Origin of the sequence: Streptomyces sp. NBC_00316, from assembly GCF_036158715.1 — a bacterium.
GTDB lineage: Bacteria > Actinomycetota > Actinomycetes > Streptomycetales > Streptomycetaceae > Streptomyces.
Map to the genome: position 1 here is coordinate 3370501 of NZ_CP108023.1, position 26644 is coordinate 3397144.

Sequence of the window (26644 nt, forward strand, 5' to 3'; positions counted from 1 at the left end):
GGATACAGTCACCGTTGCGCCAACTACGGGGACAGGAGAGGGTCATTACCGCCAACCGGCAGACGAGCTGGGCGTTCGCCGACGCCTTTGTCGCCGAGGACGAAGCACTGCGCTGGGCCAGAGACCGGGCCCGGGACGCAGGACTCCGCTCGGTGTCGCCAGGCACCGGCGCCGCGCTGCGCCTGCTCGCTGCCACGACGGACGCCAAAGCGGTGGCCGAGATCGGCACCGGGACCGGCGTGTCCGGCATCTATCTGCTGCACGGGATGCGGCCCGACGGCGTCCTGACCACCGTCGATCCGGAGCCGGAGCGTCAGCAGTTCGCCCGGGAGGCGTTCCGGGCCGCGGGGTTCGCCGCCAACCGGGCCCGGTTCATCCCGGGCCGCGCCCTCGACGTACTTCCGCGGCTCGCGGACGGCGGATACGACCTGGTGTTCTGCGACGGCGACCGGCTGGAGAGCCTGGACTGCCTCGCTGAATCGTTGCGCCTGCTGCGACCTGGCGGTCTGGTCTGCTTCGAGGGCGTCTTCGCGGACGGCCGCACGGTGGACTCCGCGGCGCAGCCCGCAGAGGTGCTGAGGCTGCGGGAGCTGCTGCGGGCGGTGCGGGAGAGCCAGGAGCTCATGGCCACGTTGCTGCCGGTCGGCGACGGGCTGTTGTGCGCGGTGCGGCGGGGATAACCGTCCCGCGCGCTCACGGGGGTGTCCGCCGGTCCGTGGCCGGGGGCGCGTGTGCTCGACGGGCTCCGGACGCACCACTGCCCCGGCACGGGATCCGTGGCGGGGCAGTGGTGAAGTGTGGGCGCCTCTGCGTCAGCCGACGACCTTCTTGAGGGCATCGCCGAGCGCATCGGCCTCGTCCGGAGTCAGCTCCACAACAAGCCGACCGCCGCCTTCGAGCGGAACGCGCATGACGATGCCCCGCCCCTCCTTTGTCACCTCGAGCGGGCCGTCGCCCGTCCGCGGCTTCATGGCCGCCATGCTCGTTCCCCTTCCTGAAACCAGCTCATATCTACCGGCGGCCCCATGACAGGCGCTGTGTCACCGGCATCGAACACATTGCTTCCTGGCCATTATCCCGCATCACCGACCCCGATGACCAACATCGGTCTGCATCGCTTGCGCAACGCGCTCCCGCAAAACCACTCAATTCGGCGATCCGGCTGCGATACTCCGCCGCCATCACCCCCGCATCGGAGCGCAATTGTTAGACGCAGGTCACATGTGCGCGCTCCGTGATGTCGGCCATGCTTGCCTCGACAGGCATTGCCCGAGGCGCAAAGGGGACAGCAAATGGCGGACAACGTGGCCGAAACGGTGCTCTACGAGGTGACCGACGGGCTCGCGACGATCACGATCAACCGGCCCGACGCGATGAACGCCATGAACACGGCGGCCAAGGTGGCGCTCCGTGACGCGTTGCAGTCGGCTGCGGCCGACACCGCCGTACGGGCCGTACTGCTCACCGCGACCGGGCGCGCCTTCTGCGTGGGCCAGGACCTCAAGGAACACGTCGCCACGCTCTCCGCCACCCGCGAGGCCGGCACGGGCAATGCGCTGAGCACCGTGCAGGAGCACTACAACCCGGTCGTACGGGCGATCACCGAGATGGAGAAGCCGGTCGTCGCCGGGGTCAACGGCGTCGCGGCCGGTGCGGGCTTCGGGTTCGCGCTCGCCTGCGACTACCGGGTGGTCGCCGACAGCGCGTCCTTCAACACCTCGTTCGCCGGGGTCGCGCTCACCGCCGACTCGGGCGTCTCGTGGACGCTGCCTCGGCTGATCGGCCGGAGCCGCGCCGCCGACCTGCTGCTCTTCCCGCGTTCGATCTCCGCGCAGGACGCCTACGAGCTGGGCATCGTGAACAAGCTGGTGCCTGCCGCAGACCTCGCCGCCGAGGCGCTGGCCGTGGCCCGCAGGCTGGCGGACGGCCCGACGGTGGCGTACGCCGCGCTGAAGGCGTCCCTGGCGTACGGCGCCGCCCACACGCTGTCCGAGACGCTGGAGAAGGAGGACGAACTCCAGACCAGGGCGGGCGCGTCGGAGGACCACACGATCGCGGTGCAGGCGTTCCTGGACAAGGCGACGCCGAAGTACCTGGGAAAGTAGCCCGCCCGCTACGCCGTGGTGCCCCGGGCCACGCAGTCGGCCATGTGGTCGTCGACCAGGCCGCACGCCTGCATCAGGGCGTAGGCGGTCGTGGGGCCGACGAAACGCACGCCGCGCTTCTTGAGGTCCTTGGCAAGGGCGGTGGACTCCGGGGTGACCGCCGGAACGTCGCCGGGGGTGCGCGGGGCGGGGCGGGTGGCCGGGTCGGGGGCGTACGACCAGATCAGTGCGTCCAGCTCACCGTCCCGCCAGCCGGCCAGCACCTTGGCGTTGGCGAGGGTGGCCTCGATCTTCGCGCGGTTGCGGATGATCCCGGCGTCGGCGAGGAGCCGCTCCTTGTCGGCGTCGGTGAACTCCGCGACCGCGGAGATCTTGAACCCGGCGAAGGCGCTGCGGAACCCTTCGCGGCGGCGCAGGATCGTCAGCCAGGACAGCCCGGACTGGAACGCCTCCAGGCAGAGCCGCTCGAACAGGGCGTCGTCGCCGTGGACGGGGCGGCCCCATTCGGTGTCGTGGTACTGGAGGTAGTCGTCGGTGGACAGTGCCCAGGAACAGCGCAGCCCGCCGTCGGCCGCTGCTGCGACGCCGGCGCCGCTCATCGCTGCCCCTCCTCGTCGGGCCGGTGCCCGGACTCGGGCCCGCGCGAAGGTCCCGACGGTCCCGACTCGGACCCGGAGGGCCGGAACGCAGACCCCGACGGTCCGGACCCGGACCCGGTCGGCCGCGCCGGATGCGGCGGTTCCCAGGGGACCCGGCCGGGCTGCGGCGGCCGGTCCTGCGGGCCCTTGAAGAGCCCCTTGCCGCCCGCCGCGGTCGCCTGGGCACCGGCGAGGGCCGACTCCAGCTCGGCGATCCGCGCGTCCCGTTCGGCGAGCTCGGCGCCCAGGCGGCCGAGGGCGTCGTCCACATCCGTCATCCGGTAGCCGCGCGGCACCACCGGCAGCCGCATGGCCTCGATGTCCGCGCGGCCGACCGGGCGGTTCGCCGGCAGCGGGTCGGTCAGCTGCTCGGGCGCCACGTCCTGCAGGATGTGGCTCCCCCCTCCACCGACCACCGCGAGGGTGACCGCGGCCACGACCACCACCATCGCCAGCAGCAAGAACCAGAACACGCGCATCTCCCCGGGTGCGAAAACCTGTCCGGCTCCGATCGTGCCATGCGCTACCGACAGTTAGGGTCGCAGACGACCCACGGAGCGGTCTGCAGGGCGGTCTACCAGAGGAGATACACGGAATGCGAAGCGGTGCGCTCAGGCTGGGGCGGCGCGAATTCGGGGCGCACGAGCCGGTGATCATGGCGATCGTGAACCGTACCCCGGACTCCTTCTACGACCAGGGCGCGACCTTCCGCGACGAGCCCGCGCTCGCCCGGGTCGAGCAGGCCGTCGCGGACGGGGCCGCGATCATCGACATCGGCGGGGTGAAGGCCGGTCCCGGCGAGGAGGTGACGGCGGAGGAGGAGGCCCGCCGCACGGTCGGGTTCGTTGCCGAGGTACGGCGCCGCCACCCCGATGTCGTCATCAGCGTCGACACCTGGCGGCACGAGGTGGGCGAGGCGGTCTGCGAGGCCGGTGCGGATCTGCTGAACGACGCGTGGGGCGGGGTCGACCCGAAGCTCGCGGAGGTCGCCGCGCGGTACGGGGCGGGGCTGGTGTGCACGCATGCGGGCGGCGCCGAGCCGCGGACGCGGCCGCACCGTGTCGTGTACGACGACGTGATGGCGGACATCCTGCGGGTGACGGTGGGGCTGGCCGAGCGTGCGGTGGAGCTCGGGGTGAGGCCGGACGGCATCATGATCGACCCCGGTCATGACTTCGGGAAGAACACCCGGCACTCGCTGGAGGCGACTCGCCGGCTCGATGAGATGGCGGAGACCGGCTGGCCCGTCCTCGTATCGCTGTCCAACAAGGACTTCGTCGGGGAGTCGCTCGACCGTCCCGTGAAGGAACGGCTGATCGGAACGCTGGCGACGACGGCGGTGTCGGCGTGGCTGGGGGCGCGGGTGTACCGGGTGCACGAGGTGGCGGAGACCCGGCAGGTGCTGGACATGGTGGCGTCGATCGCGGGACACCGGGCACCCGCGGTGGCGCGGCGGGGACTGGTGTAGCCGGGGCGTCGTCGCCTGCCCGCCCTTTCCGGAAACCGGGGCAAGCTCTCGTACTCTCGTCGCACTCAGCCGCCGGACGGGCTCGTTCAAGCCCTCCGGCGGCTGAGGAGCGGGGCCGTCCCCCGCCGGCGGACTCAAGCTGCAGGACCGTGCGGGCCGACCTCCTTGGAGACCAGGTTGACCGCCTCTTCCACGCTGTCCGTGACGTGGAACAGCATCAGATCGCTCTCGGACGCCTTGCCCTGCGCCACCACCGTGTCCCGCAGCCAGTCCACCATCCCGCCCCAGTAGTCCGTACCGAACAGGACGATCGGGAAGCGGGTCACCTTGCCCGTCTGGACGAGGGTGAGCGCCTCGAAGAGTTCGTCGAGCGTGCCGAGCCCGCCGGGCAGGACGACGAACCCCTGCGCGTATTTGACAAACATCATTTTTCTGACGAAAAAGTAGCGGAAGTTCAGCCCGAGGTTCACGTACTCGTTCAGGCCGGACTCGAAGGGCAGCTCGATCCCGAGCCCGACCGAGACACCCGCCGCCTCCCAGGCCCCCTTGTTCGCCGCCTCCATCGCCCCCGGGCCACCCCCGGTGATCACCGCGAAGCCGGCCTCGACCAGGGCCCGCCCGATCTGCACCCCCGCCTCGTACGCCGGCGTGCCCACCGGCGTGCGGGCCGAACCGAAGACACTGATCGCACTCGGCAGCTCGGCCAGCGCACCGAAGCCCTCCACGAACTCCGACTGGATGCGCATGACCCGCCAGGGGTCGGTATGCACCCACTCCGAGTCGCCTTCGGTGTCCAGCAGGCGCTGATCCGTGGTCCCCGGCTGGATCTGATCCTTGCGGCGCAGCACCGGCCCGAGCCGCTGTTCCTCCAGTGCCCGCAGGCCCTCGGAGTCGGGGTTGCTCATCGGCTGCTCCCTTCGCGTACCGGTCGTTCCGCTCAAGCGTAGATCTACGCGGGTTACACGCGAGGGACATCAACATGTCCACCGCGAAAGCCCGGGCCGGACGCCCCACGCCACCGGTGGCCCGGGTGTGCGCCGGGCCGAAGAAGCCGGTCGCACCCGGCGAGCGCGCCGACCCCCTGGACGAACACCGTGGGTCAGCCGGTGAGCCAGGAGCGGAGCCGTTCCTCGCAGTGGGTGATGTGGTCGACCGCCACGTGTTCGTTGCGCTTGTGCGCGAGGAGCGGGTCGCCGGGACCGTAGTTCACCGCGGGGACGCCGAGCGCGCCGAAGCGCGAGACGTCCGTCCAGCCGAACTTCGGCCGGGCGGTGCCGCCGACCGCCGTCATGAACGCCTCGGCCGCCGGGTGGGAGAGGCCGGGCATCGCCGCTCCGGAGTGGTCGTCGACGGTGAATTCGACGACGCCGCAGTCCGCGAAGACCTCGTGGACATGGGCCACGGCCTCCTCGGCCGTGCGGTCGGGTGCGTACCGGTAGTTGACGACGACGGTGCAGGCGTCCGGGATGACGTTGCCGGCGACGCCCCCTTCGATCCGTACGGCGTTGAGACCCTCGCGGTACTCCAGCCCGTCGATCACCGGCCGGCGCGGTTCGTACGCGGCGAGGCGGCCGAGGATCGGTGCGGCCGCGTGGATGGCGTTGGACCCCATCCAGCTGCGTGCGGAGTGCGCGCGCTCCCCCTCCGTACGGAGAAGGACCCGCAGGGTGCCCTGGCAGCCGCCCTCCACCTGGCCGTCGGACGGTTCGAGGAGGACGGCGAAGTCGCCCTCCAGCCAGTCCGGGTGGGCGTCGGCGACATGGCCGAGCCCGTTGAGGTGCGCGGCCACCTCTTCGTTGTCGTAGAAGACGAAGGTGAGGTCGCGGTTGGGCTCGGGCACGGTCGCAGCGATCCGCAGCTGCACGGCGACTCCGGACTTCATGTCGGAGGTGCCGCATCCCCAGAGCACGCCGTTCCCGTCGAGCCGGGACGGAACGTTGTCGGCGATCGGGACGGTGTCGATGTGTCCGGCGAGCACGACGCGTTCGGTGCGGCCCAGCCCGGTCCTGGCGACGACGTTGTTGCCGTGCCGGTCGACGGTGAGATGCGGGAGGGCGCGCAGCGCCGTCTCGATCGCGTCGGCCAGCTCCTTCTCGTCTCCGCTGACCGACGGGAAGTCGACGAGCCGGGCGGTGAGGGACGGGCCGTCCAGGGTGAGGTCAAGCGTGCTGTCAGACATGCCGTCGACCTTAAGGGCTGTCCCGTGATCCCTGGCGGCCGCACGACGACAGCTGCGGCACCTCGCTGCGCTGCCGGAACGCCCGAATACGCCCCGTACGAGGACGCTCCTCCGCCTTGTGATGCACCACATCCGGCGCCGCGTGCCGATCCACCGGGGATGACGGGACGCCCTCAGGGGCTGCGGGGGGGGCGAGGCCATGGGGGACTTCGCCCTCGGCCGCCGCGGGGCCCTCCAGTACGGTGACCCCGTGCCCCGGACCCCCTCATCCTCCCGCCGACACACCGGCCGCAGCCGCCTCTTGCGTATCGCGGCAGCTCTTGCCGTGCTTCTCGCCGTGGCCGGCTATCTGACCGTGCAGTACGTCACCGGCAACAGAGGCACCGAGCAGTGCACGGTGCAGTCCGCCGACGGTTCGGCGGGCCGGGGGCGTACGTACCGGATGAGCCCGGAGCAGGCCGCGAACGCCGCGACGATCTCCGCGGTCGGCACCTCGCGCGGGATGCCGGAGCGCGCGGTCACGATCGCGCTGGCGACGGCGCTGCAGGAGTCCGGGCTGCGCAATATCGAGCACGGCGACCGGGATTCGCTCGGACTGTTCCAGCAGCGTCCCTCACAGGGCTGGGGCACCGAGAAGCAGATCCTGGACCCGGTCTACGCGGCCGGGAAGTTCTATCAGCATCTGGCCAAGGTCCCCGGTTACTCGCGGCTGCCGCTGACGGTCGCCGCGCAGCGCGTGCAGCGCAGTGGCTTCCCGCAGGCGTACGCGAAGCACGAGCCGGACGCCGCGCTGCTGGCCGCCGTGCTGACCGGCCGGACGCCGGCCGCGCTGGACTGCACGCCGACGCGGACGGCGGCCGTTCCGGCCGACGCGGCGAAGGTGCGGACGGAGCTGGTGCGGACCTTCGGCAAGGGCGTGCTGCCCACCACCGGCGCAGCGACCGGTGGGACCTCGGGCGGGGCGTCGACGGCGGGCACGGTCTCGGTGCCGGTGAAGTCCGCCCGTGGTTCCGGGGACGGCGCCACGGCGCAGCGCGGCTGGGAACTCACGCACTGGGCGGTGGCGCAGGCCGAGGCCCTGGACATAAACGAGGTCGCCTACGCGGGCAGGGTCTGGGAGGCCGGATCGGGCTGGCGGACGGAGCGTGCGGAATCGGGCGCCACAGAGGTCCGCATAGGACTCGTCCGCTAGTACGGAAGGTCCCTCGCACGAGCTATCCGGCCTTTCCGGAACCGCCCCTTGTCACGCTCTCCGGGAGCCTTCTCCCCCATGCGCCAAATCCCTTGACAGCAAAGGGAAGTGACGGTTCATCGGGCACCTCGGGAATGCAATGTTTGCCCGGGTTCCTCCATTGCCGATTATGTGACGCATTACCGACTCTTTACCTCGGCACACCGCAACCTCCCCCGCCCCCACGACGGTTGTCACAGCGTCCGATCCACGGACAGACAGATTCCACACCCGTCGAAGGAGCATCATGTCCCTCCCCCTGACCCGTCGGATCGCCCGTGCCGCGCTGCTGATCGCGGCGGGCGCAGCCCCCGTGGTCGGTGCGGCCGGCGCCGCAGGTGCCGCGGAGCTCCCGCAGGCCCCCGAGCTCGGCGGTCTGACCACGGTCGACGGCGCCGGTCTCGGCAAGGCCGTCGACGGCGCGCCCCAGCAGGACACCCAGGCCGCGGGTGCCGCCAAGCTCGTCGGGACGACCCTCCCGGCGGCGGCCAGGACCGTCGGCAAGGCGGGCAGCCAGGCCGCCCCCACCGCGGAGAAGGCCGCGGGCGGCGCCGGTGAGCTGGTCGGCGGGGCCACGGGTGCCGCACCCAAGGGCGGCCTGCCGGCCAAGGGACTGCCGCTGCAGGGCCTGCCGATCGGCTGATCCGGACGACACGTGCGGGAGGGCCCCGGGAGTGCGTACTCCCGGGGCCCTCCCGCACGTCCGCCCGATCACGCGGGCTCCGGCCGTGCGGCCTGGGACCGTGCGGTCGCAGACCGTCATGCGGCCCGGGTCAGGACAGCCGCTTGACCGCGGCCTCGACGCGCTCGTCCGTCGCCGTGAAGGCCACGCGTACGAAGCGGTCGCCCGCCGGCCCGTAGAAGTCGCCCGGCGCCACCAGGATGCCGAGCTCCGCGAGATAGGCAACGGTCTCCCAGCACGGCTCGTCGCGCGTCGCCCACAGGTAGAGGCTCGCCTCGCTGTGCTCGATCCGGAAGCCGTGCGCCTCCAGCGCCGTCCGCAGCGCCGCGCGCCGGTCCGCGTACCGGGTCCGCTGCTCGGCCACATGGGCGTCGTCGCCGAGTGCCGCGATCGTCGCCGCCTGGACCGGGGCGGGCGTCATCATCCCGCCGTGCTTGCGGATCAGCAGCAGCTCGCTGAGGACGTCCGCGTCACCGGCGATGAAGGCCGCGCGGTATCCGGCGAGGTTGGAGCGCTTGGAGAGCGAGTGGACGGCGACGATGCCCTCGTACGTACCGCCGCAGACGTCGGGGTGGAGCACGGAGACCGGTTCGGCCTCCCAGCCCAGCTCCAGGTAGCACTCGTCGCTGAAGACCAGCACGTCGTGCTCGCGCGCCCAGGCGACGATCCGGGTCAGCTCGTCCTTGGCCAGCACACGGCCGGTCGGGTTGGACGGCGAGTTGAGCCAGAGCAGCTTGAGTCCGGCCGGGTCGAGCTCGGTCGGGTCGTCGTAGGCGACGGGCTCGGCGCCGCAGAGCCGGGCGCCCACCTCGTACGTGGGGTAGGCGAGCCGCGGGTAGGCGACCCTGTCGCCCGCGCCGAGGCCGAGCTGGGTCGGCAGCCAGGCCACCAGCTCCTTGGAGCCGACGACCGGCAGCACGTTCTCGTGCGCCACGGAGACCGCGCCGAGGCGCCGCTCCACCCAGCCGGTGAGGGCGTCGCGGAGTTCGGCGGTCCCCCACACCGTCGGATAGCCCGGGCTGTCCGCGGCGGCGACGAGCGCCTGCTGGATCAGTCCGGGCACCGGGTCGACGGGGGTGCCGACGGACAGGTCGACGATGCCGTCCGGGTGGGCCGCAGCGGTCGACTTGTAGGGCGTGAGCTTGTCCCAGGGAAAGACCGGGAGGCGGGAGGAGACTGCTGCGGACACGGATCTCTGCTTTCTCGTACGAGGGTTACGAGGGTGATACGGGTGGTTCGGGGGCTGTCGGCAGCCCGGCCCGGAAAACACCCCGGCCCCGCACGGTGACGAGCCGTACGGGGCCGGGGCGGCGCACGTGCCGGCCGCCGCTTACTGGTTCTGCGGCGGCAGCGCTGCGATGAACGCGTGGTCGCGCTCGATCAGGCCCAGCTTGGAGGCACCACCGGGCGACCCGAGGTCGTCGAAGAACTCGACGTTCGCCTTGTAGTAGTCCTTCCACTCCTCCGGGGTGTCGTCCTCGTAGAAGATCGCCTCGACCGGGCATACCGGCTCACAGGCTCCGCAGTCGACGCATTCGTCCGGGTGGATGTACAAGGACCGCTGGCCCTCGTAGATGCAGTCGACGGGGCACTCTTCGATGCAGGCCTTGTCCTTTACGTCGACACAAGGCTGCGCGATGACGTAGGTCACGCTGTCGTTCCTCCTCGGTAGGGCGTTGGCTCTCGCGCGGGAGCGCGGCGTCGTCGATGCCCGCACCTAGTATCTCCGTTCCTGGGCACGAACCGAACAGGAGGGGCGGACAGAGCTGTGGAATTCACCATCGGCGGACGACTCGAGGTCCGAATTACACCCGCTGACGTGGGCAAACGGGTATCAGTCCGACGCCGCTCCGAGAGTGGTGCGGCCGGGTCGCAGTTCACGGACACGGTAGGTGTTCTCACATCATGGGACGACGGCGTGCTGTCGATCACACCGAAGAGCGGCGATTCCGTCCACATCCCGCAATCGTCGCTGGTGGCGGGGAAGGTCGTACCGTCCGCACCGGCCCGCCGACGGGGCCCGGCGGCCACCTTCGCCGAGCTCGCCCCCGTCTGCGCCCGGGCCTGGCAGCCGGTGGAGAGCGAGCCCCTCGGCGACTGGCTGCTGCGCTCCGCGAAGGGCTTCACCCGGCGCGCCAACTCCGTCCTGCCGCTCGGCGACCCCGGGACGCCGCTCGACGAGGCACTCGCGCGGGTCGAGCGGTGGTACGAGGACCGCGGACTGCCCGCGTACGTCCAGACCGCGACCGGCGCCGAGGGCACGCAGGAGGAGCTGTGCGCGGAGCTGGAGCGCCGCGGATGGCGGCGCGAGGTGACGGCCGAGGTGCGCATCGCGGCGCTGGCCCCGATCGGTGACCAGGACGCGGACGTGGCGCGGGTGCGGCTGAGCCGGGAGATCGACGAGACGTGGCTCTCCCGCTACCAGCGCTTCGACACCCCGGGCCCGCATGTGCTGAAGGTGCTGGGCAGCGGGCCGTCGGTGTGGTTCGCCACCGTGCCGGGCGACACGGAGGGCGACCCGCCGGCGGCGATCGGGCGGTGCGTGGTGGACGGGCGCTGGGTGGGCTTCATGGCCGTCGAGGTCGATGCCGCGTACCGGCGGCAGGGGCTCGCCACCGCCGTGATGACCGCACTGGCCCGGCAGGCGCTGGACGAGGGGGCGTCGGCTGCGTGGCTGCAGGTGGAGGCGGACAACGAGCGGGCGCGGGCGCTCTACGACCGGATGGGTTTCGCGACGCATCACCTGTATCACCACTTCAGGTCGGCGTAGCCGGGGAAGGTACGTACGTGTCCCCCATGGACCCAACGAATCCCCCGAACCCGCCGGGCCCGGGGAGGGACGAGCTGCGACGGCAGTTCGCCGAGGAGGCGCGCGCCGAGCGGCCCGACCTGGCGCTGCTCTGCCTGCTGCTGGCCGCGGAGGCCGACCCGGCGCTGGACACGGACGGGATCGACACGGCGCAGATCGAACTGGACCGGCTGGCGGGCCTGCTTCCGTACGGGATCCGGGGCGGGCGCGCCTGGGCCTCGGCGCTGGCCGAACTGCTGGGTGAGCGGTGCGGATTCGCGGGCTCCTCGGCCGATTACCAGCGGCTGGAGTCGTCGTTGCTGCACGACGTGCTGCGGCGCCGGCGAGGGCTGCCGATCCTGCTGTCGGTGGTGTGGATCGAGGTGGCCCGGCGGGCGGGCGCCCCCGTGTACGGGGTGGCGCTGCCGGGTCATTTCGTCGTCGGGTTCGGCGATCCGGCGGAGCGGGTACTGGCCGACCCGTTCGCCGGCGGCCGTCCGATGACCGGCCAGGACGCGGAACTGCTGGTGACGGGGGCGACCGGGGCGGCGCTGGAACCGTCGATGCTGGTGCCGGCCCGCCCGCTGGAGATCGTGCTGCGGATCCTGAACAACATCAGGGCGTGGGCGGCGGTGCGCCCGGAGTGCACGCGGGTGGCGCTGTGGGCGGTGGAACTGTCGCTGCTGCTGCCTTCGCACCCGGCGAGGCTGCGGTACGAGCGGGCACAGCTGCTCGTACAGAGCGGGGAGTTCCTGCGTGGGGCCGCGGAGATGGAGGAGTACGCGGATCTGGTGGGGGCCGTGGAGCCGACGGCGGCGGAGATGATCCGCGGGCGTGCGCGGGCGGCGCGGGCGTTGCTGAACTAGGGGCTGCAGCGAGGCCCGGCGGCCGGCGGCCCCAAGAGGCAGGCTTTGACATGGGCACGCCAGATCGCAGTCCACTGGACGCACCCGCGCAACCCCGGCCGGCACCGGGGGCGCTTCCGCCGGTCCGGCCGACACCCTTGACGGATCACTCACGGGGGAACAGAATCCGCAGAGAAATATGAACTTAAGTTCATCTGGCGAACAACATGCGTGAGGCGGGCGGATGGACAAGGTGATCGCCTCGGCCGCACAGGCCGTGGCAGATGTCCACGACGGAGCGTCGTTGGCAGTCGGTGGCTTCGGCCTCAGCGGCGTACCGAACACACTCGTCCAGGCCGTGTACGACACCGGAGTCGCCGGACTGGGCGTGGTCTCGAACAACTGCGGCGCCATGGACTCCGGTCTCGCCGTCCTGCTCTCGGCAGGCCGGATCGCCCGCGTCACGGGCAGCTACATCGGCGCGAACAAGGAGTTCGCCCGGCAGTACCTCGCCGGCGAGCTGGAGGTGGAACTGATCCCCCAGGGCACGCTCGCCGAGCGGCTGCGCGCCGGAGGCTGCGGCATCCCCGCCTTCTTCACCCCGGCCGGCGTCGGCACGCAGGTCGCCGACGGCGGACTGCCGTGGCGCTACGACGGCGAGGGCGGGGTCGCGGTGGCATCGCCGCGCAAGGAGACCCGCGAGTTCGACGGCGTCGAGTACGTGCTGGAGCGGGGTATCACCACCGACTTCGCACTGGTCCGGGCCGCCAGGGGTGACCGGCACGGCAACCTGGTCTTCAACAAGTCGTCCCGCAACTTCAACCCGCTGGCCGCCATGGCGGGCCGGATCACCGTCGCCGAGGTCGAGGAGCTGGTCGAGCCGGGCGAGATCGACCCGGACCAGGTGCATCTGCCGGGCATCTTCGTCCAGCGGGTCGTGGCGCTCACTCCCGAACAGGCCGCTGACAAGAAGATCGAGAAGCGCACCACCAGGGAGGTGTCGGCCTGATGGCCTGGACGCGAGACGACATGGCCGCCCGCGCGGCCCGCGAGCTTGCCGACGGCGAGTACGTGAACCTCGGCATCGGGCTGCCCACGCTGATCCCGAACCACCTCCCCGAGGGCGTCCAGGTCGTGCTGGAGTCGGAGAACGGCATCCTCGGCACCGGCCCGTTCCCCTGCGACGACGAGGTCGACCCGGATCTGATCAACGCCGGCAAGGAGACCGTCACCGTCCTGCCCGGCGCCTCCTTCTTCGATTCGGCGCTCTCCTTCGGGATGATCCGCGGCGGTCACATCGACACCGCCGTGCTCGGCGCCATGCAGGTGTCCGCCCGCGGCGACCTCGCCAACTGGGCCGTGCCCGGCAAGATGGTCACCGGCATCGGCGGTGCCATGGACCTGGTGCACGGCGCCCGCCGGGTCATCGTGACGATGACCCACACCGCCAAGGACGGCAGCCCGAAGATCGTCGACGAGTGCACCCTGCCGCTCACCGGCAGGGCCTGCGTGGACCGCATCATCACCGACCTCGGCGTCCTGGACGTCACCGACGACGGGCTCGTCCTGGTGGAGTGCGCCCCGGGCGTCGCCGCCGAGGAGATCCGGAACAGGACGGCCGCCCCGGTCCGGATCGCCGCGGCCCTCGAAGGGAGCGCCCGATGACCCGTCAGCTGAGCGACGTCTACGTCGTCGACGCCGTCCGCACCCCGGTCGGCAAGTACGGGGGCGCCCTGTCCGGGGTGCGCCCCGACGACCTCGCCGCCGGAGTACTGCGGTCCCTGCTGGTCCGTACGCCGGACCTCGACCCGGCCAGGATCGACGACGTCTTCTTCGGCAATGCCAACGGCGCCGGGGAGGAGAACCGCAACGTCGCCCGGATGGCCGTGCTGCTCGCCGGACTGCCCGTCACCGTCCCCGGCAGCACCGTCAACCGGCTGTGCGCCTCCGGCCTCGAAGCCGTCGTCCAGGCCGCCCGCGCCATCGCGGTCGGCGACGCATCCGTCGCCGTCGCGGGCGGCGTGGAATCGATGAGCCGCGCCCCCTGGGTACTGCCCAAGCCCGAGCGCGCCTTTCCGGCCGGCAACCAGGAGCTGTTCTCCACCACGATCGGCTGGCGCATGGTCAACAAGCGCCTGGAGCCGCAGTGGACCGTCCCGCTCGGCGAGGGCGCCGAACTGATCGCCGACCGGTACGGCATCACTCGCGAGCAGCAGGACGCGTTCGCCGTGGCGAGCCACGAGAAGGCCGCCCTCGCCTGGAAGAACGGCCTGTACGACGGTGAGGTCGTGCCCGTCGAAGGCGTCGCCCTCACCCGCGACGAGACCATCCGGGACAACACCTCGCCCGAGTCGCTGGCCGGGCTGAAGACCGTCTTCCGCCCGGACGGCACGGTCACCGCAGGCAACGCCTCGCCGCTCAACGACGGCGCCGCCGCACTGCTGCTCGTGGACGAGGAGGGCCTGAAGGCCACCGGCCGTGAGCCGCTGGCCCGTGTCCGCGCCTCGGCCGTCACCGCCGTCGAGCCGCAGTACTTCGGCCTCGGCCCCGTCGAAGCCGTCGGCAAGGCCCTCACCAGATCCGGCCGCGGCTTCGGCGACCTGACCACGTTCGAACTCAACGAGGCCTTCGCGGCCCAGTCCCTGGGCTGCCTGGCCGAATGGCCCGACCTCGACCCCACCGTCGTCAACCCGCGCGGCGGAGCCATCGCCATCGGCCACCCGCTCGGTGCCTCCGGTGCCCGTATCGCCGGAGCCGTCGCCCACCAGCTCGCCGCCGCGGGCTCCGGAACCGGCGTCGCCGCCCTCTGCATCGGCGTCGGACAGGGCCTCGCCCTGGTCCTGGAAAGGTAGGAAACCCCGTATGACCACCCCCCTGACCCAAGGTCGGATCTCTGCCGAGATCGCCGAGCAGCGCGAGGCCTACGCCAAGGCCGTCGCCGGGGGCGCGCCCGAACGCAGCCACCCCGACCGCGGTTACGCCCCGTACCGCAGCAGCGTTCTGCGCCACCCCGGCAAGCCGCTCGTCGCCCTGCACGACCCCGAGGCGGTGGAACTGTCCGGCCCGGTCTTCGGCGTCACCGATGTCACCGCCCTCGACCACGACCTCACCCGGCAGCACCACGGCGAGCCGCTCGGCGAACGGATGAGGGTCACCGGCCGGGTCCTGGACCGCGACGGCCGCCCGGTGCGCGGCCAGCTGGTCGAGGTCTGGCAGGCCAACGCCTCGGGCCGCTACGCCCACCAGCGCGACGACCACCCCGCCCCGCTCGACCCGAACTTCACCGGCGTCGGCCGCTGCCTGACCGACGACCAGGGCCGGTACGAGTTCGTCACCGTCAAGCCCGGTGCCTACCCCTGGCGCAACCACGTCAACGCCTGGCGTCCGGCCCACATCCACTTCTCGCTCTTCGGCAACGCCTTCACCCAGCGGCTGATCACCCAGATGTACTTTCCGGGGGACCCGCTCTTCGCGTACGACCCCATCCTCCAGTCCGTCACCGACGACTCCGCCCGCGAGCGGCTCGTAGCGACGTACGACCACGACCTGTCCACCCCCGAATGGTCGCTCGGCTACCGCTGGGACATCGTCCTCGACGGTCCGGCCGCCACCTGGATCGAGGAGGGCCGCTGATGTCCACCACCCCGTCGCAGACCGTGGGCCCGTTCTACGGCTATGCGCTGCCCTTCGCCAGGGGCGGCGAGATCGCCCCCGCCCGGCACCCCGAGGCCCTCACCGTCCACGGGTACGTCTACGACGGCGCCGGGGCACCCGTCCCCGACGCCGTCATCGAGATCTGGCAGCCCGCCCCCGACGGCTCCCGCCGCGGTGCCCCCGGCTCGCTGCGCCGCGACCCGGTCACCGGAGCGATCATCGGCCGGAGCGACGTCGGCTTCACCGGATTCGGCCGCGTCGGGACCGACGCGGACGGCCACTACGAGCTGCACACTCTGCAGCCCGGCGGTGTCCCCTACCTCTCGGTGATCGTCTTCGCCCGCGGCCTGCTGCACCATCTGCACACCCGGATCTACCTGTCGGGTGCGGCCGGCACCGCGGCCGACCCGCTGCTGGCCGTTCTCGAGCCCGAGCGCCGCGCCACACTCCTCGCCGTACCGGACGGGGAACGCGTGCACCGCTTCGACATCCGTCTGCAGGGTGACGGTGAGCACGAGGAGACGGTCTTCCTTGCCTTCGACTGACCAAGCCGGGGACTTCGGCCTGCTCTCCCCCGGGCAGGCCGGGTCACCGGTCGAAGCCGCCACCGGCGACGCCGCGTACGTCCGCGCGATGCTGGACGCCGAAGCCGCGCTGACCCGCGCCCAGGCCGCACTCGGCCTCGTGCCCGCCGCGGCGGCGCGGGCCGTCACGGCGGCGGCCGCCGAGACCGCCCGCTACGACGTCCAGGACCTTGCGCTGCGCGCCCGCTCCGGCGGCAACCCGGTCATCGCACTCGTCGCCGACCTCACCGCGGTCGCCGCCGCGCACGACCCGCAGGCCGCCGCCCATGTGCACCGCGGCGCCACCAGTCAGGACATCCTGGACACGGCCGCCATGCTGGTCGCCGCCCGGGCCCTGGAACCCGTCCTCGCCGACCTCGCGCGCACAGCCGGCGCCCTGGCGCGGCTGGCCGCCGAGCACCGGGACACTCCGGTCGCCGGACGCACGCTCACCCAGCACGCCGTGCCCACCACCTTCGGTCTCAAGGCCGCCGGCTGGCGCTCGCTGGTGCTCGACGCCCGCGAACGCCTCGCGGCGGCCCGAGCCGCGCTGCCCGTGCAACTCGGCGGAGCGGCCGGCACCCTGGCGGCCTTCCACGCCTTCGCGGAGGCCGACGGCGTACCCGACGGCCCGGATCCGGGCACGGACCTCGGTCTGCAGCTTCTGGCCGGCTACGCGGCCGAGACCGGTCTGGCCGAACCCGCCCTGCCCTGGCACACCCTGCGCACCCCGGTCGCCGACCTCGGCGGCGCCCTCGCCTTCACGGCAGGGGCACTCGGCAAGCTCGCCGCCGACGTCCTGCTGCTGACCCGCACCGAGACCGGCGAGCTCGGCGAGGGCACCGGCGGCGGCTCCTCCGCCATGCCGCACAAGGCCAACCCGGTCCGCGCCACACTGATCGCCGCCGCGGCCCGCCAGGTCCCCGCCCTCGCCTCCGTGCTCTACGGTGCGCTCGCCGCCGAGGACGAGCGCCCGGCCGGCGCCTGGCACGCCGAGTGGCAGCCCCTGCGCCAGGCCCTGCGCCTCGTCGGCGGCGCCGCCCGAGACGCCGCCGAACTGGCCGAGGGCCTGCGCGTCCACCCGCAGCGGATGCGGGACAACCTCGACGCCACCGGCGGCCTGATCATCAGCGAGCGGCTCGCCGCAGTGCTCGCGGCGCTGATCGGCCGCGGCGAGGCCAGGCAGGCGCTCTCCCGGGCCTCCCGCCGCGCCGTCGAACAGGGCAGGGAACTTGCCGAGGTCCTCGGGGAGGAGCCCGCCATCGCCGGTGTCCTCCCCCCGGGCCGGCTGCGCGAGCTGACCGACCCGACGCACTACACGGGTTCCGCGGGTGCACTCGTGGACCGCGCCCTGCTCCGCACCACCGTCGCCCAGGACCCGAACTGACGCAGCGTGACCGCTGCGCGAGGCTCGATGCGCACCGGCGCCGTCCGGCGCCCGCACTGACGCGGCGCCGGATCGAAGCAACGTCGCGCAGCCCCGCCGGCGGCCCCGCGCCACCAGCACGAGGAGACCCCCGGGTGAGCCGACCCTGCGAAGGGCCCGCTCATCCCGAGCAAGAAGGTAGGACCGCATGAGTACTTCAGCCCCCGCGCAGCATCTGCTGCACCACCGCGTGGACGGCCGGGACTCCGCCCCGCCGCTGATCCTGGGCCCCTCGCTCGGCACCTCGCTGGCCGTGTGGGACCCGCAGACCCCGTCGCTGGCCCGGGCCCACCGCGTGGTGCGCTGGGACCTGCCCGGCCACGGCGGGTCCCCGGCCGGGCTGCTGCCCGACGGCGGCTCCGTCGCCGGCCTCGGGCGCCTGGTCCTCGGCCTCGCCGACGCGCTCGGAATCGACGAGTTCGCCTACGCCGGCATCTCGCTCGGCGGCGCCGTCGGCACCTGGCTCGCCGTGCACCACCCCGAGCGCGTCGCCTCGCTCGCGATCCTCTGCTCGTCGGCGCACTTCGGCGACCCGCAGGGCTGGTCGGACCGCGCGGCGCTGGTGCGCGCCAAGGGCACCGCCCCGGTCGCGGAGACCGCCGCCACCCGCTGGTTCACCCCGTCCTTCGCGGCCGACCCGGCCGCCCGGGCGATGGTCGACGACCTGTCCGCCACCGACCCCGCGGCCTACGCCGGGCTCTGCGACGCGCTCGCCGGCTACGACATCCGTTCCGAGCTGTCCCGTATCACCGCACCGACCCTGGTCGTCGCGGGCCGCGAGGACCCCGCGACACCCGTCGCGCACGCCCGGGAGCTGGCCGACGGCATCCCCGGCGCCGCGCTCACCGAGGTGGCGCACGCCGCGCACCTCGCCGGTGTCGAGCGTCCGGTGCCCGTCCTGGCCGCTCTGCTGGGGCACTTCGCGGCCGAGTCCGCACCGCCCGCCGACGACGCCTCCCGGTACGGCGCCGGCATGGCCGTGCGCCGCGCCGTACTCGGCGACGAGCACGTCGACCGGGCGATCACCCGCACCACCGACTTCACCGCCGGCTTCCAGGACTTCATCACCCGCTACGCGTGGGGGGAGATCTGGACCCGTCCCGGACTGAGCCGCAGGACCCGCAGTTGCATCACCCTCACCGCGCTGGTGGCCCACGGCCACCACGAGGAACTGGCCATGCACGTGCGGGCCGCACTGCGCAACGGTCTCACCGCCGAGGAGATCCAGGAAGTCCTGCTCCAGTCGGCCGTCTACTGCGGCGTGCCCGCAGCCAACGCCGCCTTCGCCGTCGCGAACCGCATCCTCGAAGAGGAGAAGTAGTCACCATGGACCACACCACCGTCGGCATCATCGGCGGCGGCCCTGCGGGGCTGCTGCTCGCCCGGCTCCTGCACAACGCCGGCGTCGACTGCGTCGTTCTGGAGAGCCGCGACCGCACGTACGTCGAGCAGCGCCAGCGCGCCGGAATCCTCGAGCAGAGCACGGTCGACGTGTTGCGGGAGTCCGGTGCGGGCGAGCGGCTGGACCGTGAGGGGATGGTGCACGACGGCATCGAGCTGCGCTGGGATCGCCAGGCGCACCGCATCGACTTCCCGTCGCTCACCGGCGGCCGCCGCGTGTGGGTGTACGCCCAGACCGAGGTCGTGAAGGATCTGATCGCCCTCCAGATGACGGACGGCGCACCGCTGTTGTTCGACGCCCATGTGAATGCGGTCGTCGGGGCCGACACGGACCGGCCCGTCATCCACTACACCCACCAGGGCCGTGACAAGACCCTCAACTGCGACTACGTCGTGGGCTGCGACGGGTTCCACGGGGTGACCCGCTCGGCGGTCCCGGACGGCGTCATGCGCACCTTCGAGCGGGTCTACCCCTACTCCTGGCTCGGCATCCTGGCCGACGTCCCGCCGTCCTGCGACGAGTTGATCTACGCCCACTCGCCGCGCGGCTTCGCCCTGCACAGCATGCGCTCCGCCACGGTCGGCCGGCTCTATCTGCAGGTCCCCAACGGCACCGACCCGGCCGACTGGTCCGACGAACGGATATGGGACGAGCTCGCCGCCCGTTTCGCGACCGACGGCGACTGGCGGCTCGAACGCGGCCCCATCACCTCGAAGGCCGTGCTGCCGATGCGCAGCTTCGTCACCGAGCCCATGCGCTGGGGCCGGGTCCTCCTGGCCGGCGACGCCGCGCACATCGTGCCGCCCACCGGTGCGAAGGGACTCAACCTTGCCGTCTCCGACGTCGTCGTGCTCGCCCGGGCCTTCGCCCAGCTGAAGGACAGCGGCTCCACCGAGCTGCTCGATGCGTACTCGGACACCTGTCTGCGCCGGGTGTGGCGCGCGGAGCACTTCTCGTACTTCATGACCACGACGCTGCACACCGACCCGGAGCAGAGCGCGTTCGAAACCCGGCTCCAGACCTCCCAGCTCGACCGCATCGCGGCCTCTGCGCATGCTGCCGCCGAACTGGCCGGAAACTACGCCGGCCTGACGATCGAATAGGTCTCGCCCCGCAGCGGCGGTACGCCCGAGGGGCGGGTGCACTCCGTCCGGACGGGACCGGTCCGGCTCCTGACGGCACCCGGCCGCGCCGGTGCGCAGGGGCCGGGCGCCGGTCTCCTCACGTCTCGCCGAGGTCCCCCGGCACTCCGATTCCCCCCCGGCCACCGCGCACCGCCCGATGAAGGAACCGGCCGAGCGGGGGCGCCCCCCGAACGCGAACCGAGAGGCTGCACCGGCCTGCGCCCGGGGGAGATCCCCTCGCTCGTCGCCCGGATGAGCGCGTGGTGCGGCCCGGCCGCCCCGCGCCGCCACCGCGCGTCCGACGGTACGGTTTCCGGACATCCCAGAGCTTCGACGAGGAGGACGCATGCCGCATGCCGCGACCGCATCCGGGGCGGACGCCGCAGCGCCCGGCGGCGAGCCGGTCGGGCCGCTGGAGCGCGGTCTGGCCGTGCTGCGTGCCCTGGCCGCCCACCCCGGGCCGCGGATGCGCCCGGGCGACCTGGCCCGCACCACGGGCCTGGCCCGCTCCACCGTCGACCGCATCGTCACCACGCTGACCCGCCTGGGCTATCTGCGCATCGAGGACGGCCGCGACGTGGTGCTCGCCCCGCGCCTGATGGAGCTGGGCAATGCCTACCTCGCCTGCTGCGGCCTCCCCGACACCCTGGAACCGTTGGCCGTCGCGTTGGCCGACGAGCTGGACGAGTCCGTCTCCCTCGCGGTGCCGGACGGCGCCGGAGTGCGGTTCATCAGCCAGTCCACCCGACGCCGCACCATGGCACTGGCCTTCCAGATCGGAGACCTGCTGCCCGCCGAGCGCTGCGCCCCGGGCGTCCTCTTCGCCGCCGACTGGAGCCCCGAGCAGCGTGCGGCATGGCGCACCCGGCTGCATGACGACCCCCGTGACCTCGGTTTCCCTGCCGTCCCTCCGCGTCCGGAACCCCCGGCCTCCGACGAGGTGGAGGCTGCCTTCCGGCAGCGGGAGGCCGACGCCCGGAAGGCCGGCTGGGCCGTCGACGACCAGCTGATCGAGCCCGGTCTGGTCGCCGTCGCCGTGCCTGTGCACGCATCCGACGGCAGCACGGTGTGCGCGCTCAGCGTGGTCAGTCACACCAGCAGGCACAGTGCCCGGTCGCTGGCCGAGCACGCCCTGCCCCGGTTGCGGGGGTGCGCGGCGCGGATGGAGGCGGCACTGGAGTCCCCCGTACCGGCCACCGCGCGGCCCGCGCCCGCCGGCCCGGACCGCTCCCGAGCCCCCAAGGAGGAGCTGGGCCCGGAGTTCCTGCAGTCGCTGGCCCGCGGGCTGGCCGTGCTCACCGCCCTGGGCTCCGCACCCGGTGGGCTCACCCTGTCCGGCGCCGCGGAGGCCACCGGCCTGCCCCGGGCCACCGCCCGCCGGGCGCTGCTCTCCCTCCAGCAGCTGGGGTACGCGGCCTCTGCCGGCGACGGGCGCCGCTTCACCCTGCTGCCCACGGTGCTGGAACTGGGCTACGCCCGGCTCTCCCGGCTGGCGTTCGCCGAGATCGCACAGCCCCACCTGGCCCGGCTGGTGGAGCAGGTGCACGACTCGGCTTCCGTCGCCGTGCTGGCCGGCGACGACATCATGTACGTCGCTCGGGTGCACACCGTGCGCATCATGAGCGTCAGCATCACGGTAGGTACCCGCTTCCCTGCGTACGCCACGTCCATGGGCCGGGTGCTGCTGGCCGGTCTGCCCGAGCAGGAGGCGGCCGCGCGGCTGGCCCGCGCCCCGGTCCGGCGGCTGACGCCGTTCACCAGAGTCGGCGCCGCCGAACTTGCCGAGGCCGTGGCACAGGCGCGCCGGGACGGCCATGCCCTGGTGGACCAGGAGCTGGAGGAGGGGCTGCGGTCGATCGCAGTGCCGGTGCACGACCGCGCGGGCCAGGTGGTCGCCGCGGTCAACGTCTCCACACACGCCAGCCGGGGCACACCGGACGACGTGCGGCGCGCACTGCTGCCATCGCTCACGGACGCGGCTGCCGCGATCGAGGAGGACCTGGCCGTCGTGACGGAACGGGCCGGACTCCCGATCCCCTGACCGGTCCGCTCGCCCCGTCACACGAGTTCAGTGCCCGCCCGCTCCGGCACGGGCGGGACCGGCCCCTCCCGTCCGGGCACCGGCTACCGGGACTCCCCCTGCCCGGCGATCCTGCGGACCGTGTGCAGCAGGTACTCCTTGCGGTTGAGCGGGTTGTGGTCCGTACGCGGGCGGTCCGGGACCGTGCCGACGACCGCCCGGTACGAGTCGAAGGCGGTCTCCAGAACGCCCTCCCCACGGGTGAGCGCCGGGAGTTGCTGCTGCAGCTCATGGACCCGAGCTGCCGGAATCTCCCCCTCCAGCACGCACGAAGCCCCCTGCACGGCCGGTGTCCGCGGCACGGCCCGCAGCCGTGCGAGCACGGGCAGGGCAGGGCCGAGCGTGTCCGCCGGAAGCTCCAGCCGGAACCGGTGCATCGGCTCGTGCACCGTGGTGCCGGCCTGTTTCAGTGCGGTCATCAGGACCAGAGGTGTCAGATTGCGGAAGTCCCCGGCGGTACTCGACATCGATTTGTCGAACACCGCATGGGAATGACTCTGCCGGGGCCAGTAGCCGGAATGCGTCATCGTGACGATGCAGTCGGTGACCTGCCAGCCGTGAATTCCCTGCCGCAGCGTCTCCCCGACCGTCTCCTCGACCGCCCTCATCAGTGAGAACGGCATGGATCCGAGTTCCACCTCCAGCCGGTACTGCACTCCGCTGCCGATCGGACCGGGATCGACGCGCAGGCCGATGGTCGCCAGGAAAGGATTGGGATCCTTGTCCCCGACCTCGAAAGCGGATCCGGTGCCGACCACCCGTTCCAGACAGATGGTCGTCGTCCTGCGGAAAGTGACGTCGATACCGAATTCATCGGCCAGCGTCGCCTGAATTACTTCCTTCTGCACCTCACCGTAGAGGGATACGGACACTTCCTTCCGGATGTCGTCCTGGCGCAGATTGATCAGCGGGTCCTGTTCGGCAAGTTGCGCAAGCGCGAAATGCAGTTCGCCGCGGTCGGCCGGAGGGCAGGGAACGACGACTGATTCGAGCGTGGGCGGGGCGAAGAGGTGATCGATCGCACCGGCGTCGGCCACGCCGACAGCATCGCCGATCCGGACGTCGCCGAGCCCCCAGAGCTTCCCGATCTGCCCCGCACGGACCGACGCGGCGCGGACCGTGGAGCCCTGGTCGAAGACGCTGATGGCGGTGACCTTGGCCTCGTCGCGCCTGCCCGGCTCACCCCGCTCGCCGCTTTCGCCGCGTCCGCCGCCCCGGCCGAACGGCAGCCGGTCACGGGTCCGCACGGCCCCCGAGAACATCCGGACGTAGGCGACCTTCTCGCCGGCCGGACCGCGCTCGACCTTGAACACGGTGCCCGAGACCGGCCCGTCGGCGTCGCCCCGGGAGGCAGGCAGCAGTTCCCTGATCCCGCTGATCAGCGCGTCGACGCCCGCCCCGGTGATGGCCGAGCCGAAGAAGACCGGGTGGATGAGCGCCTGCCCGGTCTGTGCGGCCAGCGCCTCACGGAGCCTGCTGTACGGAAGCGGCGCGCCGTCGACGTATGCGGCGAGGAGAGCATCGTCGCGCTCGGCGAGCAGCTCGGTCAGCCGGGAGACGAAGACGGGGTCGGATTCCCCGAACGGCGCACAACGGGCGCCGCGCGTACCGATTCCGTCGACCGAACCCATCGCGACCACGGCGGGGGTGAGCTTCTCGGACACGGCCCGCAGGACGGACGCGTACCGGGCACCGCCACGGTCGGTCTTGTTCACAAAAACGATCGTGGGAATGCGCAGCCGTTGCAGGGTCCGCATCAGCACACGGGTCTGCGCCTGCACACCCTCCACGGCAGAGATGACCAGTACCGCACCGTCGAGCACACTCAGTACCCGTTCCACCTCGGCGATGAAGTCCGGGTGCCCGGGCGTGTCGATCAGATTGACCGTGATGTCGTCGATGGCGAACGAGACGACGGCCGATTTGATGGTGATGCCGCGCTGTCGTTCGAGCGCCAGAGAATCGGTCCGGGTGTTTCCGTCGTCGACGCTGCCGATCTCGTCGATGACACCGGCGGTGTGGAGCAGCCGCTCGGTCAGGCTTGTTTTACCGGCGTCGACATGCGCCAGAATTCCCAGGTTCAGCAGGTGCACGAAGCTTCATGTCCTCGAGATCGGTGGCAAATTCCGTCTGAATGAACATGAAAGTTCCGCGCATGACCGTCTCCCGGGTCGATGGCCAATGGCCGATCAGCTGATTCCGGGAGTACAGCAGGACACCGCCCGGCCGGGCAACCGATTAAGGGCCGGATTCACGACCGGTACTGCCGGGTGCCCGACTGCCCGCCGACGTCCGGCGCCCTCAACCGATGCCGGTCCCGGCTCCTCATGTCCCGTCGGGTGACATGACCACGCACGGCCGACGCACTCAACCAGCCGCACCGCCAAGCCAGTTCGCGCATGCGGCAACGAGTTTCCCGACCTCGCCGAACGGCCCGTCACCATGAGGCGCCGTCAGCAAACGGGTGGTGCGGCACACCCAAACCTCATTACTGCAGGGAATGCAGTCCAACGGGTGATTATGGGCATATTACCACCCGAAAAGACCACGACTTAGCTCCCTTGCGGAGCGCCCCGGTCGCGCGACGGGGCATTCCGATCGACGGTGGATCACGTCGAGACTGCGTCACCTTGAGTCGGCAGCCAGTCACTCATCGCAGTTGCGTCGAAAGGAATGTGTTCAGATGCGCTCTGCCCGCACCCTGTTCGCTACGGCCGCTATCAGTGCGGTCCTCGCCATCACCTCCCCTTCCGCCTACGCCCTCGCCGTGGCCGACGGAAGCAGCGGCTCCTCCTCCTCCTACGGCGAAGACCACGGCGGCAAGTCCGGCCGCGGCGGCGACTACGAAGACGATTCCGACTACGGCGGCAACGAGGAGAGCAGCGGCTACCTCGAGAAGCACGGCGGTGACAAGAAGGAGAGCGGCCACCTCGAGAAGCACGGCGGCGACAAGAAGGAGAGCGGCTACCTCGAGAAGCACGGCGGCAAGGGCGGCCACGGCAGCCAGCCCAACGGCGGCATGCGCACGGGTGGCGGTGCCCTGGCCAAGGTCGTGGCCGATGACGACGGCTACGACGATGACGGTGGTTACGACGGCGGCGACGAGGAGGACAGCGGCTACCTCGCGAAGCACGGCGGTGACAAGGAGGGCAGCGGCCCGACTGAGAAGGAGTGCCGTGACAAGAAGGGCAGCGGCTACCTCGAGAAGCACTGCGGTGACAAGAAGGGCAGCCACGGCAGCCAGCCCATCGGCGGCGTGCACACGGGTGGCGGTGCCATGGCGAAGGTCGTGGCCGGTGACGAGGGCTACGGCGACGACGGTGGTTACGACGACGGCGAGGGCTACGGCGACGACGGCGATGGCTACGGCGGCGACCGCGGCGGCAACAGCGAAGACAGGCCGCGCGGTGGCGTCCACACCGGCGGTGGCGGTACGGCCATGACCGGCAGCGGCCTGGCCGCCGGTTCGGCGCTGCTCGTCGGCGGCCTCGGTGTCGGTGCGTACAAGCTGCGCCGCCGTCAGGTCGTGGGCGGTGCGGTGGCCTGAACAACCTGAGCCACCTGAACCGGTTGCGCATCTGTCGCGGTCGCTGTCCTTCGGGGCGGCGGCCGCGGCGGCTGCGTTTCTCCGCCCGACGTGCCGAACGGCCGACCCCACACCTGACTTGACGCCACATGGAAGAAAGGCTTCCGCCCATGGTCGCCCCGCAGTCGTCCGACCCCAACCCATCCCAGCCCGGCTCCTTCGCCATCGGCCGCGCCCTGCTCTGGCCCGCAGCGGCGGCCGGGCTGGGCATGATTCTGATCTTCAACTCCTTCGGTACGTCGGACGACAGCAAGCCGCTGGCCGCCCCGTCGGTGGTCGCGCCCGCAATGCCCGCACCTGCTCCCCCTGCTCCCCCTCCCGCCCCGTCGGCTGACGCCTCTCCCAGCCCGACGGGGCTGGCCATGCCGCGTTCCGCGCCGAAGCGCATCCAGATCCCGTCGATCGCGGTCGACGCCCCCTTCACCCCGCTGACCCTCTCCGCCAGCGGTCAGCTCAACGCCCCGCCGCCGAACGACAAGAACCTGGTCGGCTGGTACAAGAACGGTGCCACGCCCGGTGAGCGCGGCTCGTCGATCGTCGCCGGCCACGTCGACACGAAGACCGGACCTGCGGTCTTCCTCCAGCTCCAGTTCCTCAAGCCCGGATCCACGGTCGTCATCACCCGGGCGGACGACAGCGTCGCCACGTTCAAGGTCGACAGCGTCGAGAAGTTCAGCAAGGCGAAATTCCCCAACCAGAAGGTGTACGCCAACACTTCGGACGCGGAGCTGCGGGTGATCACGTGCGGCGGCGACTACGACAGGAAGGTGAAGGACTACAAGGACAACGTGGTGGTGTTCGCCCATCTGGACTCGATGAAGCGCGCCTGACTCATCGGACGGTCTCCGTCCGTTCCAGCTCCTTGAAGAAGTG

Annotated in this window: 26 protein-coding genes; 18 read left to right on the forward strand and 8 right to left on the reverse strand. The window is 71.8% G+C overall.

Features of this window, described 5'->3' with window-relative positions:
* Positions 1-14: 14 nt before the first annotated feature.
* Positions 15-680: an O-methyltransferase gene (locus OG878_RS14810; protein WP_030915381.1), complete on the forward strand. Its 666-nt coding sequence runs from the start codon at positions 15-17 to the stop codon at positions 678-680.
* Between the two features lie 132 nt (positions 681-812).
* Here OG878_RS14810 and OG878_RS14815 read toward each other — a convergent pair whose 3' ends face one another.
* Positions 813-980, reverse strand: coding sequence for a DUF3117 domain-containing protein (locus tag OG878_RS14815; protein ID WP_003966491.1), 168 nt, complete (start codon positions 978-980; stop codon positions 813-815).
* A gap of 312 nt (positions 981-1292) precedes the next feature.
* On the opposite strand from OG878_RS14815, the gene OG878_RS14820 reads away from it, so the two are divergent.
* Positions 1293-2105, forward strand: a complete 813-nt coding sequence (locus OG878_RS14820) for an enoyl-CoA hydratase/isomerase family protein (RefSeq protein ID WP_328887235.1) — start codon at positions 1293-1295, stop codon at positions 2103-2105.
* An 8-nt stretch (positions 2106-2113) separates the two neighbouring features.
* Here OG878_RS14820 and OG878_RS14825 read toward each other — a convergent pair whose 3' ends face one another.
* Together OG878_RS14825 and OG878_RS14830 are read right to left on the reverse strand one after the other, a co-directional pair.
* Entirely contained in the window at positions 2114-2704 is a 591-nt protein-coding gene (locus OG878_RS14825) for a DNA-3-methyladenine glycosylase I (protein ID WP_328887236.1), read from the reverse strand.
* The gene (locus OG878_RS14830) at positions 2701-3216 is read right to left on the reverse strand and encodes a DivIVA domain-containing protein (RefSeq protein ID WP_328887237.1); all 516 of its coding nucleotides are present in this window, start codon (positions 3214-3216) and stop codon (positions 2701-2703) included. Before OG878_RS14830 ends, OG878_RS14825 begins: the two co-directional genes overlap by 4 nt.
* A 122-nt stretch (positions 3217-3338) precedes the next feature.
* Here OG878_RS14830 and folP point away from each other — a divergent pair, with 122 nt between their 5' ends.
* Complete coding sequence (gene folP, locus OG878_RS14835; RefSeq protein ID WP_328887238.1) at positions 3339-4211, forward strand: dihydropteroate synthase; 873 nt, start codon at positions 3339-3341, stop codon at positions 4209-4211.
* Positions 4212-4345: 134 nt separating this feature from the next.
* Here the strand turns inward: folP and OG878_RS14840 are convergent, their stop codons facing one another.
* On the reverse strand, positions 4346-5116 hold the full coding sequence (locus tag OG878_RS14840) for a TIGR00730 family Rossman fold protein (RefSeq protein ID WP_328887239.1): 771 nt from the start codon (positions 5114-5116) through the stop codon (positions 4346-4348).
* Between the two features lie 194 nt (positions 5117-5310).
* A complete protein-coding gene (gene dapE, locus OG878_RS14845; RefSeq protein ID WP_328887240.1) occupies positions 5311-6390 on the reverse strand; it encodes a succinyl-diaminopimelate desuccinylase in 1080 nt (359 codons plus the stop codon).
* Between the two features lie 250 nt (positions 6391-6640).
* On the opposite strand from dapE, the gene OG878_RS14850 reads away from it, so the two are divergent.
* Both OG878_RS14850 and OG878_RS14855 read left to right on the forward strand, forming a co-directional pair.
* The gene (locus tag OG878_RS14850) at positions 6641-7582 is read left to right on the forward strand and encodes a hypothetical protein (protein ID WP_328887241.1); all 942 of its coding nucleotides are present in this window, start codon (positions 6641-6643) and stop codon (positions 7580-7582) included.
* Between the two features lie 286 nt (positions 7583-7868).
* Complete coding sequence (locus OG878_RS14855; protein ID WP_328887242.1) at positions 7869-8264, forward strand: ATP-binding protein; 396 nt, start codon at positions 7869-7871, stop codon at positions 8262-8264.
* 130 nt (positions 8265-8394) lie between these two features.
* Here OG878_RS14855 and dapC read toward each other — a convergent pair whose 3' ends face one another.
* The gene (gene dapC / locus OG878_RS14860; protein ID WP_328887243.1) at positions 8395-9492 is read right to left on the reverse strand and encodes a succinyldiaminopimelate transaminase; all 1098 of its coding nucleotides are present in this window, start codon (positions 9490-9492) and stop codon (positions 8395-8397) included.
* Between the two features lie 141 nt (positions 9493-9633).
* A complete protein-coding gene (gene fdxA / locus OG878_RS14865) occupies positions 9634-9954 on the reverse strand; it encodes a ferredoxin (protein ID WP_018956287.1) in 321 nt (106 codons plus the stop codon).
* 117 nt (positions 9955-10071) lie between these two features.
* Here fdxA and OG878_RS14870 point away from each other — a divergent pair, with 117 nt between their 5' ends.
* The 11 genes from OG878_RS14870 to OG878_RS14920 all read left to right on the forward strand — a co-directional run bounded on the left by OG878_RS14870 (position 10072) and on the right by OG878_RS14920 (position 22146).
* Positions 10072-11073, forward strand: a complete 1002-nt coding sequence (locus OG878_RS14870) for a GNAT family N-acetyltransferase (protein ID WP_328887244.1) — start codon at positions 10072-10074, stop codon at positions 11071-11073.
* A gap of 26 nt (positions 11074-11099) precedes the next feature.
* Entirely contained in the window at positions 11100-11957 is an 858-nt protein-coding gene (locus OG878_RS14875; protein WP_328887245.1) for a transglutaminase-like domain-containing protein, read from the forward strand.
* A gap of 223 nt (positions 11958-12180) precedes the next feature.
* The gene (locus OG878_RS14880) at positions 12181-12945 is read left to right on the forward strand and encodes a CoA transferase subunit A (RefSeq protein ID WP_328887246.1); all 765 of its coding nucleotides are present in this window, start codon (positions 12181-12183) and stop codon (positions 12943-12945) included.
* Positions 12945-13601 (forward strand): CoA transferase subunit B, encoded by a 657-nt coding sequence (locus tag OG878_RS14885; protein WP_328887247.1) that lies wholly within the window; start codon positions 12945-12947, stop codon positions 13599-13601. The genes OG878_RS14880 and OG878_RS14885 overlap by 1 nt, the downstream gene beginning before the upstream one ends.
* On the forward strand, positions 13598-14788 hold the full coding sequence (locus OG878_RS14890; RefSeq protein WP_328887248.1) for a thiolase family protein: 1191 nt from the start codon (positions 13598-13600) through the stop codon (positions 14786-14788). Before OG878_RS14885 ends, OG878_RS14890 begins: the two co-directional genes overlap by 4 nt.
* Positions 14789-14798: 10 nt before the next feature.
* Entirely contained in the window at positions 14799-15569 is a 771-nt protein-coding gene (gene pcaH / locus OG878_RS14895) for a protocatechuate 3,4-dioxygenase subunit beta (protein ID WP_328887249.1), read from the forward strand.
* The gene (gene pcaG, locus OG878_RS14900; RefSeq protein WP_328887250.1) at positions 15569-16135 is read left to right on the forward strand and encodes a protocatechuate 3,4-dioxygenase subunit alpha; all 567 of its coding nucleotides are present in this window, start codon (positions 15569-15571) and stop codon (positions 16133-16135) included. The genes pcaH and pcaG overlap by 1 nt, the downstream gene beginning before the upstream one ends.
* Positions 16122-17540 carry a 3-carboxy-cis,cis-muconate cycloisomerase gene (gene pcaB / locus OG878_RS14905; RefSeq protein ID WP_328887251.1) on the forward strand — a complete coding sequence of 473 codons (1419 nt, stop codon included), beginning with the start codon at positions 16122-16124 and terminating at the stop codon, positions 17538-17540. Before pcaG ends, pcaB begins: the two co-directional genes overlap by 14 nt.
* Positions 17541-17727: 187 nt before the next feature.
* Positions 17728-18900 carry a bifunctional 3-oxoadipate enol-lactonase/4-carboxymuconolactone decarboxylase PcaDC gene (gene pcaDC / locus OG878_RS14910; protein ID WP_328887252.1) on the forward strand — a complete coding sequence of 391 codons (1173 nt, stop codon included), beginning with the start codon at positions 17728-17730 and terminating at the stop codon, positions 18898-18900.
* Positions 18901-18905: 5 nt separating this feature from the next.
* Positions 18906-20084 (forward strand): 4-hydroxybenzoate 3-monooxygenase, encoded by a 1179-nt coding sequence (locus OG878_RS14915; protein WP_328887253.1) that lies wholly within the window; start codon positions 18906-18908, stop codon positions 20082-20084.
* Between the two features lie 367 nt (positions 20085-20451).
* Entirely contained in the window at positions 20452-22146 is a 1695-nt protein-coding gene (locus tag OG878_RS14920) for an IclR family transcriptional regulator domain-containing protein (RefSeq protein WP_328887254.1), read from the forward strand.
* Between the two features lie 83 nt (positions 22147-22229).
* On the opposite strand, the gene OG878_RS14925 is transcribed toward OG878_RS14920, so the two are convergent.
* Positions 22230-24278, reverse strand: a complete 2049-nt coding sequence (locus OG878_RS14925) for a translation factor GTPase family protein (protein WP_328887255.1) — start codon at positions 24276-24278, stop codon at positions 22230-22232.
* Between the two features lie 590 nt (positions 24279-24868).
* Here OG878_RS14925 and OG878_RS14930 point away from each other — a divergent pair.
* Both OG878_RS14930 and OG878_RS14935 read left to right on the forward strand, forming a co-directional pair.
* Positions 24869-25732: a hypothetical protein gene (locus tag OG878_RS14930; RefSeq protein WP_328887256.1), complete on the forward strand. Its 864-nt coding sequence runs from the start codon at positions 24869-24871 to the stop codon at positions 25730-25732.
* Positions 25733-25881: 149 nt separating this feature from the next.
* Complete coding sequence (locus tag OG878_RS14935) at positions 25882-26601, forward strand: class F sortase (RefSeq protein ID WP_328887257.1); 720 nt, start codon at positions 25882-25884, stop codon at positions 26599-26601.
* The last annotated feature ends 43 nt before the right edge of the window (positions 26602-26644 follow it).

Coding starts and splice junctions, on each gene's coding strand:
- OG878_RS14820 (WP_328887235.1), top strand. CDS start 1,293: ATGGCGGACAACGTGGCCGAAACGGTGCTCTACGAGGTGACCGACGGG.
- pcaH (WP_328887249.1), top strand. CDS start 14,799: ATGACCACCCCCCTGACCCAAGGTCGGATCTCTGCCGAGATCGCCGAG.
- OG878_RS14840 (WP_328887239.1), bottom strand. CDS start 5,116: ATGAGCAACCCCGACTCCGAGGGCCTGCGGGCACTGGAGGAACAGCGG.
- OG878_RS14920 (WP_328887254.1), top strand. CDS start 20,452: ATGCCGCATGCCGCGACCGCATCCGGGGCGGACGCCGCAGCGCCCGGC.
- pcaDC (WP_328887252.1), top strand. CDS start 17,728: ATGAGTACTTCAGCCCCCGCGCAGCATCTGCTGCACCACCGCGTGGAC.
- OG878_RS14930 (WP_328887256.1), top strand. CDS start 24,869: ATGCGCTCTGCCCGCACCCTGTTCGCTACGGCCGCTATCAGTGCGGTC.
- OG878_RS14825 (WP_328887236.1), bottom strand. CDS start 2,704: ATGAGCGGCGCCGGCGTCGCAGCAGCGGCCGACGGCGGGCTGCGCTGT.
- OG878_RS14890 (WP_328887248.1), top strand. CDS start 13,598: ATGACCCGTCAGCTGAGCGACGTCTACGTCGTCGACGCCGTCCGCACC.
- OG878_RS14915 (WP_328887253.1), top strand. CDS start 18,906: ATGGACCACACCACCGTCGGCATCATCGGCGGCGGCCCTGCGGGGCTG.
- OG878_RS14855 (WP_328887242.1), top strand. CDS start 7,869: ATGTCCCTCCCCCTGACCCGTCGGATCGCCCGTGCCGCGCTGCTGATC.
- OG878_RS14875 (WP_328887245.1), top strand. CDS start 11,100: ATGGACCCAACGAATCCCCCGAACCCGCCGGGCCCGGGGAGGGACGAG.
- OG878_RS14935 (WP_328887257.1), top strand. CDS start 25,882: ATGGTCGCCCCGCAGTCGTCCGACCCCAACCCATCCCAGCCCGGCTCC.
- folP (WP_328887238.1), top strand. CDS start 3,339: ATGCGAAGCGGTGCGCTCAGGCTGGGGCGGCGCGAATTCGGGGCGCAC.
- OG878_RS14880 (WP_328887246.1), top strand. CDS start 12,181: ATGGACAAGGTGATCGCCTCGGCCGCACAGGCCGTGGCAGATGTCCAC.
- dapE (WP_328887240.1), bottom strand. CDS start 6,390: ATGTCTGACAGCACGCTTGACCTCACCCTGGACGGCCCGTCCCTCACC.
- OG878_RS14815 (WP_003966491.1), bottom strand. CDS start 980: ATGGCGGCCATGAAGCCGCGGACGGGCGACGGCCCGCTCGAGGTGACA.
- OG878_RS14885 (WP_328887247.1), top strand. CDS start 12,945: ATGGCCTGGACGCGAGACGACATGGCCGCCCGCGCGGCCCGCGAGCTT.
- pcaG (WP_328887250.1), top strand. CDS start 15,569: ATGTCCACCACCCCGTCGCAGACCGTGGGCCCGTTCTACGGCTATGCG.